Annotated in this window: 27 protein-coding genes; 26 read left to right on the top strand and 1 reads right to left on the bottom strand. The window is 38.3% G+C overall.

The window, feature by feature from the left end; all coding sequences use genetic code 11:
* Positions 1-13 precede the first annotated feature (13 nt).
* The 11 genes from D0Z64_RS08630 (at position 14) to D0Z64_RS07795 (ending at position 7,191) form a co-directional block, all read left to right on the top strand.
* Entirely contained in the window at positions 14-154 is a 141-nt protein-coding gene (locus tag D0Z64_RS08630; protein ID WP_236943551.1) for a winged helix-turn-helix transcriptional regulator, read from the top strand.
* Entirely contained in the window at positions 105-314 is a 210-nt protein-coding gene (locus tag D0Z64_RS08625) for a hypothetical protein (RefSeq protein ID WP_127345883.1), read from the top strand. Before D0Z64_RS08630 ends, D0Z64_RS08625 begins: the two co-directional genes overlap by 50 nt.
* A gap of 114 nt (positions 315-428) precedes the next feature.
* The gene (locus D0Z64_RS07835; RefSeq protein ID WP_080882004.1) at positions 429-1,382 is read left to right on the top strand and encodes an aldo/keto reductase; all 954 of its coding nucleotides are present in this window, start codon (positions 429-431) and stop codon (positions 1,380-1,382) included.
* Between the two features lie 105 nt (positions 1,383-1,487).
* Positions 1,488-3,227: a 1-deoxy-D-xylulose-5-phosphate synthase gene (locus tag D0Z64_RS07830; RefSeq protein WP_080882003.1), complete on the top strand. Its 1,740-nt coding sequence runs from the start codon at positions 1,488-1,490 to the stop codon at positions 3,225-3,227.
* Between the two features lie 172 nt (positions 3,228-3,399).
* Positions 3,400-3,621 carry a hypothetical protein gene (locus D0Z64_RS07825; RefSeq protein WP_080882002.1) on the top strand — a complete coding sequence of 74 codons (222 nt, stop codon included), beginning with the start codon at positions 3,400-3,402 and terminating at the stop codon, positions 3,619-3,621.
* A gap of 39 nt (positions 3,622-3,660) precedes the next feature.
* Complete coding sequence (locus D0Z64_RS07820) at positions 3,661-4,140, top strand: MFS transporter (RefSeq protein WP_127345882.1); 480 nt, start codon at positions 3,661-3,663, stop codon at positions 4,138-4,140.
* 124 nt (positions 4,141-4,264) lie between these two features.
* Complete coding sequence (locus D0Z64_RS07815; protein ID WP_080882000.1) at positions 4,265-4,816, top strand: DNA-3-methyladenine glycosylase I; 552 nt, start codon at positions 4,265-4,267, stop codon at positions 4,814-4,816.
* Positions 4,817-4,940: 124 nt separating this feature from the next.
* Positions 4,941-5,576, top strand: a complete 636-nt coding sequence (locus tag D0Z64_RS07810) for an ABC transporter ATP-binding protein (RefSeq protein ID WP_006351357.1) — start codon at positions 4,941-4,943, stop codon at positions 5,574-5,576.
* The gene (locus tag D0Z64_RS07805; protein ID WP_080881999.1) at positions 5,573-6,337 is read left to right on the top strand and encodes an ABC transporter permease; all 765 of its coding nucleotides are present in this window, start codon (positions 5,573-5,575) and stop codon (positions 6,335-6,337) included. The genes D0Z64_RS07810 and D0Z64_RS07805 overlap by 4 nt, the downstream gene beginning before the upstream one ends.
* Position 6,338: 1 nt before the next feature.
* Positions 6,339-6,854, top strand: coding sequence for a GNAT family N-acetyltransferase (locus tag D0Z64_RS07800; protein WP_080881998.1), 516 nt, complete (start codon positions 6,339-6,341; stop codon positions 6,852-6,854).
* Between the two features lie 73 nt (positions 6,855-6,927).
* A complete protein-coding gene (locus D0Z64_RS07795; RefSeq protein ID WP_006351360.1) occupies positions 6,928-7,191 on the top strand; it encodes a hypothetical protein in 264 nt (87 codons plus the stop codon).
* A gap of 53 nt (positions 7,192-7,244) precedes the next feature.
* Here D0Z64_RS07795 and D0Z64_RS07790 read toward each other — a convergent pair whose 3' ends face one another.
* Positions 7,245-7,730 carry a TetR/AcrR family transcriptional regulator gene (locus D0Z64_RS07790; protein WP_080881997.1) on the bottom strand — a complete coding sequence of 162 codons (486 nt, stop codon included), beginning with the start codon at positions 7,728-7,730 and terminating at the stop codon, positions 7,245-7,247.
* A 214-nt stretch (positions 7,731-7,944) separates the two neighbouring features.
* Here D0Z64_RS07790 and D0Z64_RS08400 point away from each other — a divergent pair, with 214 nt between their 5' ends.
* The 15 genes from D0Z64_RS08400 (at position 7,945) to D0Z64_RS07720 (ending at position 18,775) form a co-directional block, all read left to right on the top strand.
* Positions 7,945-8,091, top strand: a complete 147-nt coding sequence (locus D0Z64_RS08400; RefSeq protein WP_155860223.1) for a hypothetical protein — start codon at positions 7,945-7,947, stop codon at positions 8,089-8,091.
* A gap of 280 nt (positions 8,092-8,371) precedes the next feature.
* Positions 8,372-8,776 carry a hotdog family protein gene (locus D0Z64_RS07785; RefSeq protein WP_040456768.1) on the top strand — a complete coding sequence of 135 codons (405 nt, stop codon included), beginning with the start codon at positions 8,372-8,374 and terminating at the stop codon, positions 8,774-8,776.
* A 65-nt stretch (positions 8,777-8,841) separates the two neighbouring features.
* Entirely contained in the window at positions 8,842-9,279 is a 438-nt protein-coding gene (locus tag D0Z64_RS07780; protein WP_080881996.1) for a MarR family winged helix-turn-helix transcriptional regulator, read from the top strand.
* A gap of 15 nt (positions 9,280-9,294) precedes the next feature.
* Positions 9,295-10,263: a beta-ketoacyl-ACP synthase III gene (locus D0Z64_RS07775; RefSeq protein WP_080881995.1), complete on the top strand. Its 969-nt coding sequence runs from the start codon at positions 9,295-9,297 to the stop codon at positions 10,261-10,263.
* A gap of 15 nt (positions 10,264-10,278) precedes the next feature.
* On the top strand, positions 10,279-10,524 hold the full coding sequence (locus D0Z64_RS07770) for an acyl carrier protein (protein ID WP_080881994.1): 246 nt from the start codon (positions 10,279-10,281) through the stop codon (positions 10,522-10,524).
* Positions 10,524-11,468: an ACP S-malonyltransferase gene (locus D0Z64_RS07765; RefSeq protein WP_080881993.1), complete on the top strand. Its 945-nt coding sequence runs from the start codon at positions 10,524-10,526 to the stop codon at positions 11,466-11,468. The genes D0Z64_RS07770 and D0Z64_RS07765 overlap by 1 nt, the downstream gene beginning before the upstream one ends.
* Complete coding sequence (locus D0Z64_RS07760; protein WP_080881992.1) at positions 11,452-12,183, top strand: 3-oxoacyl-ACP reductase family protein; 732 nt, start codon at positions 11,452-11,454, stop codon at positions 12,181-12,183. The genes D0Z64_RS07765 and D0Z64_RS07760 overlap by 17 nt, the downstream gene beginning before the upstream one ends.
* Before the next feature lie 9 nt (positions 12,184-12,192).
* On the top strand, positions 12,193-13,428 hold the full coding sequence (fabF, locus tag D0Z64_RS07755; RefSeq protein WP_080881991.1) for a beta-ketoacyl-ACP synthase II: 1,236 nt from the start codon (positions 12,193-12,195) through the stop codon (positions 13,426-13,428).
* A complete protein-coding gene (gene accB, locus D0Z64_RS07750; RefSeq protein ID WP_080881990.1) occupies positions 13,428-13,883 on the top strand; it encodes an acetyl-CoA carboxylase biotin carboxyl carrier protein in 456 nt (151 codons plus the stop codon). Before fabF ends, accB begins: the two co-directional genes overlap by 1 nt.
* 1 nt (position 13,884) lies before the next feature.
* Complete coding sequence (gene fabZ / locus D0Z64_RS07745) at positions 13,885-14,313, top strand: 3-hydroxyacyl-ACP dehydratase FabZ (RefSeq protein ID WP_080881989.1); 429 nt, start codon at positions 13,885-13,887, stop codon at positions 14,311-14,313.
* Between the two features lie 8 nt (positions 14,314-14,321).
* Complete coding sequence (gene accC / locus D0Z64_RS07740; RefSeq protein ID WP_127345880.1) at positions 14,322-15,707, top strand: acetyl-CoA carboxylase biotin carboxylase subunit; 1,386 nt, start codon at positions 14,322-14,324, stop codon at positions 15,705-15,707.
* The gene (locus D0Z64_RS07735) at positions 15,685-16,536 is read left to right on the top strand and encodes an acetyl-CoA carboxylase carboxyltransferase subunit beta (RefSeq protein ID WP_127345879.1); all 852 of its coding nucleotides are present in this window, start codon (positions 15,685-15,687) and stop codon (positions 16,534-16,536) included. Before accC ends, D0Z64_RS07735 begins: the two co-directional genes overlap by 23 nt.
* Positions 16,529-17,299, top strand: a complete 771-nt coding sequence (accA, locus tag D0Z64_RS07730) for an acetyl-CoA carboxylase carboxyltransferase subunit alpha (protein WP_080881986.1) — start codon at positions 16,529-16,531, stop codon at positions 17,297-17,299. The genes D0Z64_RS07735 and accA overlap by 8 nt, the downstream gene beginning before the upstream one ends.
* A gap of 8 nt (positions 17,300-17,307) precedes the next feature.
* Positions 17,308-18,066 carry an enoyl-ACP reductase FabI gene (gene fabI / locus D0Z64_RS07725; RefSeq protein ID WP_006351377.1) on the top strand — a complete coding sequence of 253 codons (759 nt, stop codon included), beginning with the start codon at positions 17,308-17,310 and terminating at the stop codon, positions 18,064-18,066.
* 1 nt (position 18,067) lies between these two features.
* Complete coding sequence (locus tag D0Z64_RS07720) at positions 18,068-18,775, top strand: biotin--[acetyl-CoA-carboxylase] ligase (RefSeq protein WP_080881985.1); 708 nt, start codon at positions 18,068-18,070, stop codon at positions 18,773-18,775.
* Positions 18,776-18,806 lie beyond the last annotated feature (31 nt).

Genomic DNA, 18,806 nt, shown 5'->3' with positions numbered 1-18,806 from the left:
AAGTTACCTGGATGTGGTTGGTGGCAAGTGGAAGCCTCTAATTTTACGTTATCTAGATGGTGCATCTAAGAAGACTCTGACTGCTCAATTAAGAGAGCTGGAAAATGATGGAATTATTTCTCGCAAAGTTATCCCAACGGTTCCCGCTGCTTGATATCATGTGTGCCTGGGGTTATCTCAACCAAGATGGCTATGAAATTAAACATGCCACTTGTCCTCCAACCGAAAGGGCGAGAAAAGTAAAGAAAATGTGTTTGCAGAAATTGCAAAACTGGATTGATGATGATAATTTAGGTGACTGGAAAAAAGAATAAGAGGGTACTCACATGTTCCCTGGGAACAAAAAAGTGCCGTATTCACAAACTTTCATAGTACTTGTATTATTTGAAGTGTAAAGAATAACAAGTATATTATGAAAGGCTTTTATTATGAAAGAAACAAAATTAGGAAAAACTACTTTAAATATTTCTGCTATGGGTTTGGGTATCATGCGGATGTGTGATAAAACCCCAGAAGAAGCTGCCGCAGCTATTGATACTGCTTACGAAAATGGCATTAATTTTATCGATTCTGCTGACATTTATGGCCAAGGCAAGTCGGAAGAGATTTTTGATCAAGCATTGAAATTAAGCAAGGTTAACCGCGAAGACCTTTTTATCCAATCAAAGGTTGGAATTGTTGTAAGTCCAGAAAGAAGCCATGGCTCAAGAGTTTTTGGTGGCAGATATGAGTTTACTAAAGACTATATTTTGAATGCTGTTGATGGCGTCTTGGATAGAATGGATATAGATTACCTTGATTCATTGCTTCTTCACCGCCCTGATTTTTTGATGGATTTGGAAGGAGTCAAAGAAGCATTTGATATTTTGCAAGCAGAGGGTAAAGTAAGATTCTTCGGTGTTTCTAACTTCAATGTTGAACAATTCAAGATGATGCAAGATGTTGTGAGCCAACCTTTAATGTTTGACCAATTGCAATTTGGATTGATGCACACAGGGATGATTGATACTGGTTTTAATACCAATGTGACAGGAACAGTTGATGCAAACCATGCCCAAGGCTTGATGGAATTCTTAAGAAGAAAGCATGTTACTCTGCAAGCTTGGTCACCATTCCAATATGGTCAATTCGAAAGTACCTTCATTAATAATCCTAAATTCCCAGAATTAAATGATGAATTAGAAAACTTAGCTAATAAATATCGAGTAGGTAAAAATGCAATTGCTGCCGCTTGGATTTTGGCATGGCCTGGTCAAGTACAAATGATCATGGGAACAATGACACCTGCACATATTGCGGATTCCGCAAAGGGTGCTGATATCAAACTGACTCGTCAAGAATGGTATGACTTATACATGGCTGCAGGACATAAATTGCCATAAATAACTAAAAGTTATGGTCTTGCCTATAATCTAAATATTTTCTCTTCAAATCTTTCTGATTTAAAATAAGTAACTGAAAAGAAAAACAGTTGAAAGGAGCCATTTATGAATCAACATCCAGACTTTTTATTAAACAAAATCAATGGTCCAAAAGATTTGAAAAAGTTAAATCTTGATCAAATGAATCAACTGGCTAAAGAAATTCGAACTTTGATTCTTGAAAAAGATGCTGCTGAAGGTGGACACCTTGGACCAGACTTGGGAATTGTTGAAGCTACCATTGCTTATCATTACGTCTTCGACGCACCAAAAGATAAGATCATTTGGGATGTTTCTCACCAAACTTATCCGCACAAGATGTTGACAGGCAGGGCCCTTGCTTGGCTTGATCCTGATCATTATCAAGATGTAACACCATACAGCAATCCTGACGAAAGCCCATATGATTACTATGCTGTTGGTCATACTTCAACTTCAATTTCGCTTGCTACAGGAATGGCAAAAGCGCGCGATTTAATGGGCAAGCATGAAAATATTATGGCATTAATCGGTGATGGCTCAATGACAGGTGGTATGGCATACGAAGGCTTGAACAACGCCGCCATTGAAAAACACAATCTTGTCGTTGTGGTTAATGACAACCAAATGTCCATCGATAAAAATGTTGGTGGTTTGGTTACCGCTTTAAAGAAATTGCGCGATTCTAATGGTGAAACCAAAGAAAATCCGTTCACTGCAATGGGCTTTGACTACCGCTATGTCGCAGATGGCAACAATATCAAGGATATGATTGATGCTTTCAAAGCTGTTAAAGATGTTGATCATCCAATTTTGCTTCATATTAATACCTTGAAGGGTAAGGGCTATCAACCTGCAATCGATAACGAAGAAGCGCACCACTGGGTAATGCCATTTGACTTGAAAACTGATAAGCCAACAAGTCCTGCGCCAGAAGGACCAACTGCAAATTCAGTTGCCCTTGACGAAGTAATTAAACATATTAATAGTGGTGAAAATATTATGGCCATCAATGCCGCTATTCCAGGTGTTTTTGGCCTTGATAAGATCAAAAACGAATATCCTGATCACTACACTGATGTTGGAATTGCGGAACAAGAGTCTGTTGGCTTTGCTGCTGGTGCTGCTAAAGAAGGAGCAATCCCTGTTTTATTTGAGAACTCAACCTTCTTACAACGTGCGTTTGACCAATTATCACACGATGTTGCTGCCAACGATTTGCCTGTTGTCATGATGGTTGCCGGCGGTGGAATTTCTGGTACTTCCAAGACCCACTTAGGAATATTCGATCAAGTCATGATTTCCAATTTGCCAAACTGGATTTATTTAGCCCCAACAACTTTAAATGAAGAAAAGGCTATGATGGAATGGGCAATTAAGCAACGCAAGCATCCGGTTGCAATTAAAATGCCGACAAAAGCAGTGCCTGAAGGCAAACAAGTTGAAGCAAATTATGATGAAATTAAATACCAAGTTAAGAAAGGCAAAGATGTTGCAATTCTTGCTTTGGGTGATTTCTATAGTTTAGGTAAAAAAGTTGCCGACAAGCTTGGTGCTACCTTAGTAAATCCTGTTTCCGCCAATATTTTAGATAAGAACACTTTGGATCAATTAGCCGCTGATCATGAGGTTATCGTAACTTTGGAAGATAATTCTCTTGATGGTGGTTTTGGTGAAAAAGTTGCTAGTTACCTAGGAGCTACGACCAAGGTATTAAACTTTGGACAAAAACGCGTTTATACTGATCAAATTCCACTCGAACAAATCTATAAAGATAATCATTTAACAGTTGATCAAATTGTAGAAGATATTAAGAATGTTCTCTAAATAATTACAAGATCCCTGACAGGCATTGTCAGGGATCTTTTGTATCTAATAAAACTTTTTCAAAAATGCCCTTGTATAAAATAACTTATGTTATATAATAAAAGCGTCAAGAGGGATAGGATCCCAAGAGATAAATAGATATAAATGATTAATAGATATAGAGGTATTTAAAATGAGAAAGTTAGTTAAGATTGTTTCCAGCGTTGTTGTAGCATTAAGTTTTGCAAGTTTGGGTGCCCAAACAGTAAACGCCGACACGGTTGCGGGTAATTTAACTGATCGAATTTCTAAATATACCTTAACTTTTATTGGCGGAGTTTTGAGTTTAATAGGTATTTTAGGGTTATGTTTTTTCTCCAAATCCCAACTTATTGCTGCTATTTCGTTTAATTAATGGTTCTGGTTTTGTCTTGTGTACTGTCTGCATGGCTACTTGGCTCCATTTGTTTCTATTAACGTCTATCAGATAATTGGCTATCGAATGACCTTGTGCTTATCAGCCACTGCCAATTTGCTGATGATAATTTTAATTCAATTTATTGGCAATCGCGCCAAACCCGTTGTTAACGGAAAGAATAACAAGCATTCCTTTAAGATTATCCAAAAAGATGCTTTGCCGGTAGCTGCAATTATTTGTTTAATGTCAATTCCTTACTTTGCTACTCAAGCAGATATCGTTTCTTATGTAGCAGAAAGACATTTGCATATTGCCATCGGTTCTTACTTCTTAATTTATGCGATTGTCTTGTTCATTATTAGAATTTCTCTTAAAAGTCTTTTTTTTGGCGGCCTTATTGCCGACTACTTACCATTAAGCTGGTTTTATCCCATTATGTTGGTTTTAATTCCATTCATTATTATTTTGTATTTGATTAACGAAGAAAAATTAAATGAAGCAGTTAAAAAGCACTAGTCTGGTCAAAAAGACAGTTTTCGACATAAAATGGATTTGTAGAGAAAAGATACTGAAGCAGACATTCGAGGGGATGCCTGCTTTTTGTCTTATAATTAAATCATCAAAATAAAGGAGAAAATAAATGGTAAAACGCTGCTCTTGGGGTAATACTGATGATTTGCTGTATCGTAACTATCACGATCAGGAATGGGGAAAGCTCAACCTAAATGAAAAATATTTATATGAGATGCTGGTCTTAGAAAGTTTTCAGTCAGGATTATCGTGGTCGACGATTCTGCACAAGCGGGAAAATTTTAGAAAAGATTTTGCGGAATTTGATGTAAATAAAGTGGTCCAATTTAATGATGATGATTTTCAAAGATTGATGCAGGATGCAGGAATTATCCGAAATAGGCTGAAGATTAATGCGGCGATTAACAATGCACAAGTTCTTGTTAAATGGCATCAAGAAGGTAAAAATTTTGCCGCTTTTTTAACTGAATTTATTCCTAAGCCAATTGATCATCATTTTAAGGATGAAATTGATATGCCCGCCAAAGATGAATTATCAACTCAAATTTCGAAAACGATGAAAAAAGCTGGCTTTAAGTTCGTTGGACCAACAACTGTTTATTCCTTCTTACAAGCAGTTGGATTGATTAATGATCATATTGAGGCTTGTGATTTTAGATAAAGTATAAAGCAGTAAGTATTTTAACCTACTGTTTTACTTTATTTCATTAAATATTGGCTAGAGTATACTCAAGGTGTTTATAATTTAACTGGTAATATTGTAATCGTTAGATAGAAGACAAAAAATGCTATTAAAACTAGACCATATATCTTACAAAGTTAAAAAGAAGAAAATTCTCCATAATATTTCTTTTTCTTTGAAGAAACACGATTTTTTAACACTCACGGGCCCATCAGGTTGCGGTAAAAGCACGATTTTGAAATTAGTTGCATCCCTGATTTCCCCCACGACAGGTACGATTTTTTATCAAGATCGGGATATCGCCGAAATTGATCCAATTCAGTATCGCAGAAAAGTTTCATATTGCTTTCAGCAGCCTCTTCTTTTTGGAAAAACAGTCAATGATAATCTCTCTTTTCCTTTTGAAATCCGTAAACAAAATATGGATATGACAAGAATTGACCAATTGCTGAGGTTGGTTGATCTTGATCATTCATATTTGGACAAGAAAAAAGAAGAGTTATCTGGTGGTGAAAAGCAAAGAGTGGCACTTATTCGTAATCTATTGTTTATGCCAAAAATCCTTTTGCTAGATGAAGTTACAACGGGTTTAGATGATCAAAGCAAAGAAATCGTTCACCATTTAATTAATGATTGTCATGAAAAAGGAACGACGATTTTGCAGGTAACGCACGATCAAGAGGAGCTGCATTCTGCAAGCAAATTGATGAAGATGACGAAAGAGGGTACCTTAGCATGAAATCCTTAGCTGTTAGCAATTGGTCGCTTCTTTTAGCATTCGCCTTAGTTCTTGTTTCAATCGCTATTAGTGCCAAAGAAAAGTTAGGCTTAACTAAGGACATCTTAATTAGTGTTGTAAGAGCAATTATTCAGTTGATAATTGTTGGTTATATTTTGAAATTTATCCTGCATGCCAACAATCTGATTTTGACAATTGTTTCTACCACAGTGATCATCTTCAATGCTTCGTGGAATGCCAATCAGCGTGATCCAAATTCAAAGCGCAAAATATGGAATTCAGTCATCGCAATTTTGGTTGGGACTTATATAACATTAGGAATTTTGGTGCTATCTGGAACTATCAAACCGACGCCAATGCAAGTCATTCCAATTACCGGTATGATTGCGGGAAATGAAATGGTAGCGGTTGGTCTTTGTTATAAGGCTTTAAACGACAGTTTCCATGATTTGCAGCAACAAATTCTTGAAAGACTGGCATTAGGCAGTGATATTAAAACGGCATGCTTTCCTATTTTAAGAAGAAGTATCAAAACAGCAATGCAGCCGACGATTGATTCAGCCAAAACCGTTGGATTAGTCAACTTGCCTGGGATGATGTCAGGATTAATTTTTGCTGGTGTTAACCCAATTTACGCTATCAAGTATCAGATTATGATTACCTTTATGCTTTTATCAGCGACAAGTTTAGGTGCGGTAATTGCTGGTTATTTAGCATATCGGAATTACTTTAATGAAAGAAAACAGTTGGAGTTGGATTAAAATGCAGAAATATACGCGATTAGCAACGAAAAATGATATATCAAATATTATGTTAAGTATTGACGATGCGATAGCCTTTTTAAAACAATCAGGTTCAACTCAGTGGCAAAATGGTTATCCAAATCAAAAGGTGATAGAAGAAGATATTGCTAATAAAAATGGATATGTTTTCGTAGTTGGCAATCAAATTGCAAGTTATGCGGCAGTCATCGAAGGCATTGAACCAACTTACCAAAAAATAGATGGTTCTTGGCATAATGAACGTGATCCGTACGCAATCACTCACCGTATTTGCTTTTCTTCTAATTATCAAGGGCGAGGTTTAGCGAAGATTTTTATTTCAAATATTGTTTCGCTTGAACTTAGCCGCGGAATTAGAAATTTACGTGTTGATACTCATCGCTTAAATATTCCGATGCAAACATTGGCCGAGCATAATGGTTTTAAATATCGGGGCATTATTCAATGCAATGATGAAGTAGATCCGGATCGTTTGGCATATGAATTAAATTTATAGTGCTTTTTATTTGAATCTATGTCTCAAGAGTGTATGCTGTTTAGTTAAAATACTAGAAAGGACATGGTTACAAATGAAGTTTATTAACACCAAAACGAAAATGATTATCAATGGCTTATTAACTTTAACCGGTTTAGCCATGTTGTTTTCAGGATTAATTATTCAAATGAATGAAGCAAGCAATTTTGACGCTGGTCAAAGACTTGCTACCGCAGGCCCAACACTTGCACTAATTATTGTTAGTGTAATGATGGTCATCGGTTTTGGGATGGCCTTTTTTAATAGCTGGGCAATCATGAACAACCATCATGCTAAACATGTTGTTAAAGCTGTATAATTGATAAACTAATAATAAAAGAAAAGAGAGTGATTTTTGATCACTCTCTTTTTTTACTTTTTGAGCAGCAATAATAATTGTACCGGCGACTTCACTTGCACCAATCCGAGAATTTCACGAACTTGATATCTTTTGGTTTCTTTAACTGACAATTCGCGGATTTTATTGGCAAAATTAATGTCGCCATTTGAAGAAAGGAGAATCGTACCTTCTTCCTTAACCGTGTCACAATAATCGATTAGAAATTTAAATTCTTTTTGGGCTAATGCGACATTTGTCTCATTGGTTAGTGGGCTTGAAACTTGGGTTACATTTTGATAATCTTGATCATTTACCTTTTTCAAGCCTGCTAGAATTTCATTTTCTATTTCGTTAAGAACTTCGTCTTTATCTAAATAATAATGATAAAAAGTTCTGGTGCTAACTTCTGATTTCGCAATAATATCTTTGTTTAAAATATTTGCTAATGGTTTTTCTTTAATGCAGTTAAGCAAAGCCATTTTAATTTTATTCTTGGTTACAACACTTCTGACGTCCATTAGAATGCCTCATTATAACTTGATACTAAAAGTAGAGTTTAGTAGTTTTTTCGCTTCTTTAACAGAAATCATATCGGTAAAATCAAGCCAGTTAAGAATGAAGACCAACTTTCTGTCAACATAAGAATTCAATTCGGTTTCTGCTAATGCACCAACTTATGTTGCCGTTGGCGATAATGACTGGATTGCAAATTGGCAAACGATGAAGCAGCGCTTGTTTTATCTAGAAAAACTAGGCATTCCAACTGAATTTCATATTTATTCTGGTCTCAGTCACGGTTTCGGATTGGGAACCGATATGGTAGCTGAAGGCTGGATCAATGATGCGATTCGTTTTTGGCAAAACAATATGCAAAAATAGTAAAAAAAGTTCTGATGAACTAATCATCAGGACTTTTTTGTTGCTAGTTATTTTTAATATAGTTAATACCATCGGCTGCAGGAGCAACGGATTTATCAAAATAGTAGTCAAAAATTTTATTTTTATTTTTTAAAAGCTTACATTTACAGTTTAATAGGATTCAGCATTTTCTATACGAACCAGCAGCTTGTTGACAATTTAAAATTATGTAATATAATTTGTACAGCAAATAGTTAGATATTCAAACTATTTGCAATGCGAAATAAAAGAGGTGAAATCATTGGAACTAAATGCCGTAGAAATCAAACGGCTAACAGGGCGTAAATCGCCGTTAACTCTTCTGGATAGTGCGGAAATTGATGATGATTCATTAACTGGTCTTGCCAGTGTAACTATGAGTCAAAGCTTTTTTCAAGGACACTTTCCAGGAAATCCGGTTATGCCAGGGGTGCTAATTATTGAAACAATGGAGCAGACCTGCGAAGTAATGTTCAAACATAAGCATCCGGATCTAAAGTTAAGCCAAATTAAAAAAGCACGTTTTAGAGAAATGGTAAAACCCGGAGATCAATTAGAAATTAAAATTAATCGAATAGATAAAGATGAATTTTGTTTTAAGACAGAAGCATATCTTAAAGATAAGTTAGCTTGCAGTGCCGAGTTAACCTTTGCAGCAGTCAAATAAGCCAGTTTTGTTTTATAATTTAGTTTAGCTAAATATTCGAATATCTAATTAAAAGGAACTAGATTATGAAACGCTTATATAAAGAAATTAATGACGCACTTTACAACACTTATTACGGTATTAACCGGATCGAAGAAGAAGAATTAAAAAAGAGTCGCTTTAAGGATTTAACGGTTAAAGAATTGCATGCAATTGATGCAATTACCATGTATGATCATTTAACTGTTTCTCAAGTGGCTGAAAAGCTCCATTTGTCACGAGCAACAGTAACTTCAACAGTCGATAGATTAGTACGCAAAGGGTATGCGGAGAGAATTCGTGATAAAAAAGATCGTCGAGTAGTTCGTCTTGCTTTAACAGACAAAGGTCGCGTACTTTGTCGTGCCTATCATGCTTATCACAACATGATGGTGAAGAGCTTTTTGCAAAACATGAATGATGATGACTTGCAAACGATCTATCACGCATTTAAAAACTTAGAAGAATTCGTCAATTCACATTAGATTGGATTGAAAAACGTGGAAGATGTTGAATTCACAGCTGCTAGTTATGCCGTACCTGATCAAATAATTAGCAATGATCAGTTGACGCAGTTCATGGATACTTCTGATGAATGGATTAGCAAGCGAACCGGCATCAAAAGAAGACATGTCAGCAATACAGAAAATACATCTGATTTAGCATTGAAAGCCGCAGAAATGACTCTTGCAAAAGCGAATGTTGCTGGTGAAGATTTGAATTTGATTATTGTAGCCACAATGTCACCGGATAATATGACGCCGAGCACGGCAGCTATCGTTCAAGGAAAATTAGGGGCAAAAAATGCAGTTGCCTTTGATATCTCAGCTGCTTGTTCCGGTTTTTCATATGGAATTGCGGTTGCACGCAGCATGATGCTAGCTAACGGCTGGCAAAATGCAATCGTGATTGGGGCAGAGGTATTGTCAAAATTGCTTGACTGGCATGATCGCAGCACAGCTGTTTTATTTGGCGATGGAGCAGGGGCAGTGCTTCTGACTCATAGTTCTGAGCAGCATTTGCTCGGTCAGGATTTGGAAACATTTGGCGATTTGGGTGACAAACTTGTTGCTGGGCATAGCGAAGTTGAACATGACTTTTTGAAAAACAAGCATCAGCTTTCGACTTTTACCATGGCTGGACGTGAAGTCTATCGTTTTGCTACACATCAAGTTCCCAGCTCGATCATTAAAGCTGCGGCTCAATCAAAAATTGATCTAGATGAGATTGATCACTTTTTGCTGCATCAGGCTAACAAGAGAATTATTGAACAAGTGGCACGCAAACTGCATCAGCCACTTGTAAAATTCCCAATTAATATTGCTGAATATGGTAATACAGCAGCGGCTAGCGAAGCAATTTTGCTAGCAGAATGTATTCAAAAGAAAATTATTAAGAAAAATGATGTTGTTGCTTTAAGCGGTTTTGGCGGAGGCCTAACCGTTGCAACGTTGATATTTAGATTTTAAAAAGAAGGTTAAATTATGACTAAAGAAGAAATTTTAAAAGATGTTCAAGATATTGCTCAAGATGAATTAGATGTTGAACCAGAAAAAATTACAATGGACACTAATATCAAAGAAGATTTAGATGCTGACAGCTTGGATTTGTTTGAAATTTTAAATGAACTTGAAGACAAATATGACATTGAATTGGATGCTGATGATTCAATTCAAACAATCAGTCAATTGGTTGACTTTGTACAAGCTGAAATGGAAAAGCAAAAATAATGAAGTTTGCAGTTCTATTTAGTGGTCAAGGTGCGCAAAAAGCTGGGATGGGGCTAGATTTACTAGCTGATTCGCTTTTTGCAGAGACTATTGATGAAGCAAGTAGTGCCAGTGGTCAAAATATCGTAGCTGATTTCAAAGGTGAAAATGATGAACTTAAAAAAACAGTTCACGTTCAGCCTGCCTTGGTATCCTTTGAAGCCGGCATTTATCGCATGCTCATGCGTGATCTTCCTGAATTGAATATTGCTGGCATGGTTGGCCTTTCACTTGGTGAATACGGTGCAATGTTTGCTAGCGGTGCACTTTCGCTTAAAGAGACGATCTCTCTTGTTAGTGATCGCGCAAAATACATGCAAATAGACGCTGATCGAGTTGCTAGCGGAATGGCTGCTTTAATCAAACCAAATTTGTCAAAAGTCAAAGCAATCTTGTCTAAGCTGCAAGAAGATGGAGAGCAAGTTTATTTATCAAACTTTAACTCACCAAAACAAGTGGTCATCGGTGGTGAAAAGAATGCTGTTGCTGCTGCAGTAAAAGAAATCAATGATCAAGTTGCAGCTAAACGGGCTTTACTCTTGCGCGTTAACGGTGCCTTTCATACTCCTTTGTTTAATGAAGCCAGCAAGAAGATGCATGATCGTTTAGCTAATGTAGACTTTGCCAAAAACAAGATTATGGTCATTTCAAATACTACGGCTAAGCCTTTTGATGGAAATTGGAAAGAAATCATGGAGAAGCAGCTAGCTGTTCCAACGCATTTTGGTGCTTGTCTGCAATATTTAATTGATCATGAGCACATCGATGCAACGTTGGAAATCGGACCAGGCAAGACGCTATCAAGTTTTGCTCACCAAATCGACCGCGACTTAGAAAGCTATCGCATTGGCAATTTAAAAGAATATCAAGAATTCGTTGAGGCAATACATGAAACTGAAAAATAAAGTAGTTTTGATTACCGGCTCTACTCGCGGAATTGGCAAAAGCATGGCGTTAGCCTTCGCAAAAAAGGGAGCAAAGGTAATTATCAATGGTCGCCATCCAGACCTTGACCCCGAATTTCAAGAAGCACTTTCTGATTTGTCCGCTGATTACCAATATTTATCCGCAGATTTAATGCAAAGCAATTTGAAAGATTTTGCAAAAACAGCTTGGGATTTATATGGCAAAATTGATATTTTGGTTAACAATGCTGGAATTAATCGCGACAAAATGCTGATTGGCATGCGTGATGATGATTTTGACCAAGTAATTGATCTTGACTTGCGCGTCCCATTTTTCTTGACTAAAGCAATTATCAAAAAAATGAATCGTGAGCGCAGCGGCTGCATTATAAATATGGCAAGTATCGTTGGGCTTCATGGCAATGCCGGGCAAGCAAATTATGCTGCAGCAAAAGCTGGATTGATCGGCTTTACAAAGGCAGCAGCACGTGAAGCAGCCTTGCGTCATATTCGCGTTAATGCAATTGCACCAGGCATGATCGATACGGATATGACGGAAAAGCTGTCCGACCGTGTAAAAGAGAATATTTTGAAGCAGATACCATTAGCACGTCTGGGTCAAACCGACGAAATAGCTAAGACTGCTATTTTTTTGGCTCAAAATGACTATATTACTGGGCAAACCATTGTGGTTGACGGCGGAATGACGATATAGGAGAAAATGATGCAAAGAGTTGTTATTACAGGAATGGGAGCAATTGCTCCTAATGGAAACGGCTTAAAAAAATTTGTCAAAAATACTTTGGACGGCAAAGTTGGAATTAAGCTAATTTCAAAATTCGATGCAAAAGAAACCGGAATTACAGTAGCAGGTGAAATTGATGATTTTGATCCAGCTGATTTTGTTGGCAAAAAAGAAGCCAGAAGGATGGATCTTTACTCGCAATACGCAATTCAAACAGCAAGTGAAGCCGTTGAAATGGCCGGGATCAATTCTGACAATACTAAGCCTGAAGATTTAGGCGTAATTTTTGGTACAGGTATTGGTGGTTTAACGACGATTGAAAAACAAGTCATTCGGATGCATGACAAAGGTCCTAGACGAGTTTCGCCTTTCTTTATTCCGGTGGCAATCGCTAATATGGCTGCCGGTAATATTTCGATTCGCTTTAATGCCAAAAATATTTCAACTTCAATTGTCACTGCTTGTGCATCAGGTACTAATTCTATCGGTGAAGCTTATAGACAAATTGCTGAAGGACGTGCCCAAGCAATGATCGCTGGCGGTTCTGAAGCAACTGTTAATGAAACTGCGATTTCTGGTTTTGCCGCTTTGACCGCTTTATCAAAAAATACTGATCCTGAACATGCCTCTTTGCCTTTTGACCAGGACAGAAACGGCTTTGTTTTAGGAGAAGGCAGTGGCGCAATGGTTCTTGAAAGTTTGGAACATGCGCAAGCACGCGATGCAAAAATATTAGGCGAAATTGTTGGTTACGGTACTACAAGCGATGCTTACCACATCACTTCCCCGGATCCAGATGGTGAAGGCGCCGCACGAGCAATGCAGATGGCAATTGATGAAGCGAAGATTAAGCCAGATCAAGTTGGCTATATCAATGCGCATGGTACTGCAACTCATGCTAATGACAGTAGTGAAAGCAAAGCGATTAACAAAGTTTTCGGTGATGACAGTTCAGTTCTGGTTTCATCAACCAAAGGCATGACAGGTCACTTGCTTGGTGCAGCCGGTGCAATCGAAGCCGTAATCACTGTAGCAAGTTTAAATGAGAATAAGTTTCCTGCAAATGTCGGCTGCTTTAAGCAGGATCCAGACTGCAAGATCAATTTGGTTAATAAAGAAAATCAAAATTTTGAGACCGAATATGCCATTTCAAACTCGTTTGGATTTGGTGGTCATAATGCTGTTTTGGCCTTTAAGAAGTGGAGTGAGAATTAATGGATTTACAAACAATTTCTAGCTTAATGAAGCAGTTTGAAGATTCTGAAATGCGAGAATTAAAAATTGACGATGGTGATTTCCACCTTTATTTAAGCAAAAACAAGCAGAATCATTCAGACAAGCAAGCTCAAATTTCAGTTCCAGTTCAAACTGCACAAGAAAATACAAAGGCAGTAGAAGAAGAGAGCAAAGAAGAGAAAACTGAAGATCAAGGCAAGGCTGTTAAGGCACCAATCGTTGGGATTGTTTACCTGCAGGCTAAGCCAGGTCAACCAGCATTGGTTCATGTTGGTGATCATGTTAAAAAAGGACAGACTATCTGCATCATTGAAGCAATGAAGATGATGACTGAAGTTAAAAGCAATTTAACAGGAACGGTTACTGCTATTAACGTCGAAAACGAAGATTTAGTCGAAGTTGATCAACCATTGATCACAGTAAAGGAAGATTAAGATGACGGAATTAAAGATTGACGAAATTCAAAAAATCATTCCCCATCGCTACCCGATGCTGCTGATCGATCGCGTCATTGATTTGGCTCCTGGCAAAAAAGCTGAAGCAATTCATTGCGTTTCATTCAGCGAAGTTTTTGTTCAAGCCAGTTCTGATACTGATCCAGTTTTCCCATCGCCATTAATTGTTGAAGCAATGGCCCAAACTGGTGCTGTAGCTTTGCTAAAAACGCCGGATTTTGCTGGCAAAACCGCCTATTTCGGTGGCATTCAAAAGGCGGTCTTCAAGGGCCAAGCTCGTCCAGGTGATCAATTGCTTTTAAAAACGGAATTAACCAAAATCAGACTCAACATTGGCGTTGGTCAAGGCGTGGCTTTGGTAAATAATCAAGTAATTGCAGAAGCAGAATTAACCTTCATGATTGGTTAGGTGATTGAATGTTTAATAAGGTTTTAGTTGCTAATCGTGGTGAAATTGCGGTTAGAATCATTCGTTCTTTAAAAGAAATGGGCATTAAGACTGTAGCGATTTATTCGACAGCTGACCGTGACAGTTTGCATGTGCAGCTTGCTGATGAAGCAGTATGTGTTGGTGGTCCGCAGCCTGCAGAGTCATATTTGAATATTAAAAATATTTTGGCTGCTGCTGTTGGTACTGGTGCACAGGCTATTCATCCCGGCTATGGCTTTCTTTCAGAAAGTGCAGAATTTGCGAAAATGTGCAGCGATTGTGGTCTTGCTTTTATCGGTCCTAAGGCTGAAACCATTGATCTGATGGGCAACAAGGAACATGCACGACAAATGATGATCAAGAATCATGTTCCTGTCACACCAGGCAGCACCGGTTTTATCAATTCAGCTGAGGAAGCAAAGCAAATTGCTGCTAAAATCGGCTATCCTGTTTTGCTTAAGGCCGCAGCTGGTGGTGGCGGAAAAGGAATTCGTCAAGTTGCTAAACCTGAAGAAATGGCTACAGCTTTAGCCTCTGCCCAAAGTGAGGCTAAGACTGACTTTGGCGACGATAGAATGTATCTTGAAAAAGTTATGCAAAATGTAAAGCATATTGAGGTGCAGATTTTTAGGGACTCATTCGGCAACACCGTTTATTTTCCTGAACGTGATTGTTCATTGCAAAGAAATAAGCAAAAAGTGCTGGAAGAAAGTCCATGTGATTTAATTACCGATCAAGAACGAAGCAAGTTAGGAAAGATCGCCGTTCAAGCCGCAGAAGCTGCTGACTATGTCAACACAGGGACGATTGAATTCTTGATGGATCAAGATCATAATTTCTACTTTATGGAAATGAATACCAGAATTCAGGTTGAACACACTATAACTGAAATGGTTACTGGTGTTGATTTGGTCAAGGCACAAATCAAGGTAGCCGCTGGTGAAAAGCTGCCATTCAGTCAAACTGATTTAAAGGCAAAGGGACACGCAATTGAATGCCGAATCAACGCTGAAAATCCAGCTAATGATTTCATGCCATCAGTAGGCCGCGTTGACTATCTTTACTTGCCGGTTGGCAACCCAGGGATGAGAATTGATTCAGCTTTGTATCAAGGTGAAGTAATTTCACCATTTTATGACTCAATGATCGCGAAAGTTCTTGCTTTTGGAAAAACTCGCAGCGAAGCAATCGCCAAAATGCGCCGTTTATTAAAAGAAATGGTAATTCGCGGTATCAATACCAACCAAGAATTTCACTTAGCAATTCTTGCAGATCCTGGTTTTGTAAAAGGTGAATTCACTAATACATACTTAGAGCAAAAATTCTTGCCGCAATGGAAGGAGCAATTGCATGGTCAAGCTATTTCAGCATAAGAATACTTTGACTGAAAAGCACGTCAAAGCAAACAAGAGCGCAGATGATCGGGTTCCCGATGGCTTAATTAAAAAATGTCCGAAGTGTGGTCATGAAATATTTGCCAACCAATTAGATCAATATGCAACATGCCCCGAATGTGATTATGGTTTTCGAATTTCCGCAAAAAAGCGAAGCAAGTGGCTGCTTGATGACTTTGAGGAATGGGATAGTGAAATTTCTCCATCTGATCCATTGCATTTTCCAAATTATGATCAAAAAATTGCTAAAGCTAAAAAAGCTAGCGGTTTAAATGAAGCCGTAATGACTGGTTTAGCAACAATCCAAGGTCAGCAATTTGCGCTAGGCATCATGGATCCAACTTTCATTATGGGCTCACTCGGACAAATGACCGGTGAAAAATTAAGTCGATTGTTTGAAAAAGCAACGGAGAAAAAATTGCCGGTTGTCCTTTTCACAGCTTCAGGTGGTGCGCGCATGCAAGAAGGGATTCTTTCTTTAATGTCGATGGCAAAAGTTACAAATGCAGTAGCTAAGCATTCTCAAGCCGGACTTTTGTATATAGTGGTTGTAACTGATCCAACTACTGGCGGGGTCACGGCCAGTTTTGCTAATGAGGGCGACATTATTTTAGCCGAACCACATGCGATGGTTGGATTTGCTGGTCGACGCGTGATTGAGCAAACGATTCATGAAAAATTGGCAGCTGACATTCAAGATGCTGAAAATGTGTTAAAGCACGGCTTCATTGATCATATTGTTAAACGTCAGGATGAAAAGAAAACTTTAGCTTGGCTACTTCAGTTTGGTGGTGAAAATAATGACTGAGACAGCAATGGATATTGTAAAAGCAGCTAGAGATGAGAAACATATTTCTGGTCACGAAATTCGGCAGCGCTTGTTTCCCGACTTTTTTGAACTGCATGGGGATCGCTTGAGTGGCGATGATCCGGCAATTGTAAGTGGGCTAGCTACTTTTCATGGTCAAACTGTAACTGTAATTACAACTAGTCGTGGTCACAGCTTAAACGAAAGAATGCAAAAACATTTTGGCCAACCTGAACCTACCGGCTATCGCAAGGCTTGTCGTTTGGTAAAAAACGCGGCCAAATTTCATCGTCCAGTTATTTTGTTCGTTGATACGGCCGGCGCCTATCCAGGAAAAAGTGCCGAGGAAAATGGTCAGGGACAAGCAATTGCCCAAAGCTTGCTGCAAATTGGCCAAGCTAAAACGCCAATTATTACCATCATGTATGGTGAAGGCGGTTCTGGCGGAGCCTTGGCATTGGCTTGCGGCGATGAGGTTTGGATGATGAAAAACAGTATTTATTCTGTTTTGTCACCAGAAGGTTTTGCTTCTATTTTATGGAAAGATGCTAAAAAAGCAGTTCAAGCAGCAGACGTAATGAAATTGACGCCGCAGGATTTGCTCAAATTTAAGGTAATTGAAGGAATCATTGATGAACCTGAAGATCATCAGCAAGTATGCGATGAAATTGATGATGTGCTGCAAAAAGAATTGAAAAAGCTGCAGAGCCTATCGGATACGGAACTGTTGGCAAGACGCTACGAGAGATACAGAAAGTTTTAGGTGAAAAAATGAGCGGTATTTTAGACGGAAAAAAGATCCTTGTCATGGGAGTTGCAAATAATCGTTCCATTGCTTGGGGATGTGCGCAAGCGATGGCAAAACAGGGTGCGGAAGTCATTTATACTTACCAAAATGAAAGACTTAAGAAATTTATCTCTAAACTGGTGACTGATGAAGATCGGTTAATCGAATGTGATGTTTCCAGTGATGACAGTCTTGAAGCTGCCTTTGGCGAAGTTGCAAAGCGTTTTGGCAAAATTGATGGTATTGTCCATGCGATTGCTTTTGCTAAAAAAGAAGAATTAGGCGGTTCAATTCTCAATTCAACCCGGGATGGCTTCAGTCAAGCGCTTGACGTATCAGCTTATTCACTGCTTGCTGTGGCTAAAGAAGGGGTCAAGATTTTGAATAATCCTTCCAGCATTGTCACTTTGACATACATGGGCAGTGATCGAGCATTGCCAAACTACAACACAATGGGTATTGCAAAAGCCGCACTTGAATCAGCTATGCGTTATTTAGCCCGTGATTTGGGTGAAAAAGGCATCCGCGTTAATGCGATTTCGGCTGGGGCAATGAGAACGCTCGCCGTATCTGGTATAAAAGGTCATGCTGACTTGCTTAAAATTTCTCAGAGCGAAACAGTTGATGGCGTCAATGTCACTAAAGAAGAGGTGGGCAACACTTGTGCCTTCTTAATGAGTGATTTGGCTACCGGCTTGACTGGTGATGTAATTTTCGTTGATAAAGGCGTTCACTTAAGATAAAATGCAAGTTTTTCATTTTGAGCAGGTATCTTCAACTCAGGATTTAGCGAAAGAATATCTTAAGAATAATCCGAATGGAATTGCTGCTGCCTTTGTCGCAGACAGTCAGACTAATGGTTATGGCAAACAAGGAAGAGATTTCTATTCTCCTGCCAAAACTGGCATGTACTTTAGTATTGCATTGCCAAAATTTGACCTTGATTCTGCTAAGGCAGGACTGATGACGCCTTTTATTGCCGTAAAAATTGTTGAAGTCTTGCAAAAACTTTTCCCCAATAAATCATTCAAATTAAAATGGGTGAATGACATCTATCTGAATCAGCGCAAGATCGCGGGCATTTTAGTTGAAAAAGTTGCCGTTGGCTTAGTGGTTGGCTTCGGCATCAACCTTACCACTACAAAATTTCCAAAGGCTATTGCAAAAAAGGCTGGCAGCATTGACCAAAGTTTTGACCGTGAAAAACTTGAGCAGTTTTTAATTAAAAATGTATTGTTTGCAGTTCAGAACTATGATCAAATTGATTTTTTGGATGAGTATCGCAAATTGTCTTGCGTAATTGGGCGTCAGGTCAGCCTGCATCAAGGGCAAAAAAGATATGCAGGTCGCGTTGTAAACATAGATGACCAAGGTTGCCTGCTTGTAGATATTCAACATCGGCTGCTCCATTTTTCCAGCGGTGAAATCGATAAAGTAGATTTGGAAAAATAAGTGTTTTTAATTGCCATTCACATCTAAACTT

The sequence above is a fragment of the Lactobacillus amylolyticus genome (assembly GCF_003999355.1).
Lineage (GTDB): Bacteria > Bacillota > Bacilli > Lactobacillales > Lactobacillaceae > Lactobacillus > Lactobacillus amylolyticus.
Note: the sequence above shows the minus strand (reverse complement) of the source record. Positions and strands in the feature narration are given on the sequence as shown.

Excerpts from the sequence above, each read along its gene's own strand:
- D0Z64_RS07790 (WP_080881997.1), bottom strand. The coding sequence starts at position 7,730 with ATGGACGTCAGAAGTGTTGTAACCAAGAATAAAATTAAAATGGCTTTG.
- fabZ (WP_080881989.1), top strand. The coding sequence starts at position 13,885 with ATGACGGAATTAAAGATTGACGAAATTCAAAAAATCATTCCCCATCGC.
- D0Z64_RS07780 (WP_080881996.1), top strand. The coding sequence starts at position 8,842 with ATGAAACGCTTATATAAAGAAATTAATGACGCACTTTACAACACTTAT.
- fabI (WP_006351377.1), top strand. The coding sequence starts at position 17,308 with ATGAGCGGTATTTTAGACGGAAAAAAGATCCTTGTCATGGGAGTTGCA.
- D0Z64_RS07720 (WP_080881985.1), top strand. The coding sequence starts at position 18,068 with ATGCAAGTTTTTCATTTTGAGCAGGTATCTTCAACTCAGGATTTAGCG.
- D0Z64_RS07795 (WP_006351360.1), top strand. The coding sequence starts at position 6,928 with ATGAAGTTTATTAACACCAAAACGAAAATGATTATCAATGGCTTATTA.
- accB (WP_080881990.1), top strand. The coding sequence starts at position 13,428 with ATGGATTTACAAACAATTTCTAGCTTAATGAAGCAGTTTGAAGATTCT.
- D0Z64_RS07810 (WP_006351357.1), top strand. The coding sequence starts at position 4,941 with ATGCTATTAAAACTAGACCATATATCTTACAAAGTTAAAAAGAAGAAA.
- D0Z64_RS07815 (WP_080882000.1), top strand. The coding sequence starts at position 4,265 with ATGGTAAAACGCTGCTCTTGGGGTAATACTGATGATTTGCTGTATCGT.
- fabF (WP_080881991.1), top strand. The coding sequence starts at position 12,193 with ATGCAAAGAGTTGTTATTACAGGAATGGGAGCAATTGCTCCTAATGGA.
- D0Z64_RS07760 (WP_080881992.1), top strand. The coding sequence starts at position 11,452 with ATGAAACTGAAAAATAAAGTAGTTTTGATTACCGGCTCTACTCGCGGA.
- D0Z64_RS08625 (WP_127345883.1), top strand. The coding sequence starts at position 105 with ATGATGGAATTATTTCTCGCAAAGTTATCCCAACGGTTCCCGCTGCTT.
- D0Z64_RS07805 (WP_080881999.1), top strand. The coding sequence starts at position 5,573 with ATGAAATCCTTAGCTGTTAGCAATTGGTCGCTTCTTTTAGCATTCGCC.
- D0Z64_RS07835 (WP_080882004.1), top strand. The coding sequence starts at position 429 with ATGAAAGAAACAAAATTAGGAAAAACTACTTTAAATATTTCTGCTATG.
- D0Z64_RS07830 (WP_080882003.1), top strand. The coding sequence starts at position 1,488 with ATGAATCAACATCCAGACTTTTTATTAAACAAAATCAATGGTCCAAAA.
- D0Z64_RS07825 (WP_080882002.1), top strand. The coding sequence starts at position 3,400 with ATGAGAAAGTTAGTTAAGATTGTTTCCAGCGTTGTTGTAGCATTAAGT.
- D0Z64_RS07770 (WP_080881994.1), top strand. The coding sequence starts at position 10,279 with ATGACTAAAGAAGAAATTTTAAAAGATGTTCAAGATATTGCTCAAGAT.
- D0Z64_RS07735 (WP_127345879.1), top strand. The coding sequence starts at position 15,685 with ATGGTCAAGCTATTTCAGCATAAGAATACTTTGACTGAAAAGCACGTC.
- accA (WP_080881986.1), top strand. The coding sequence starts at position 16,529 with ATGACTGAGACAGCAATGGATATTGTAAAAGCAGCTAGAGATGAGAAA.
- D0Z64_RS07765 (WP_080881993.1), top strand. The coding sequence starts at position 10,524 with ATGAAGTTTGCAGTTCTATTTAGTGGTCAAGGTGCGCAAAAAGCTGGG.
- D0Z64_RS07800 (WP_080881998.1), top strand. The coding sequence starts at position 6,339 with ATGCAGAAATATACGCGATTAGCAACGAAAAATGATATATCAAATATT.
- accC (WP_127345880.1), top strand. The coding sequence starts at position 14,322 with ATGTTTAATAAGGTTTTAGTTGCTAATCGTGGTGAAATTGCGGTTAGA.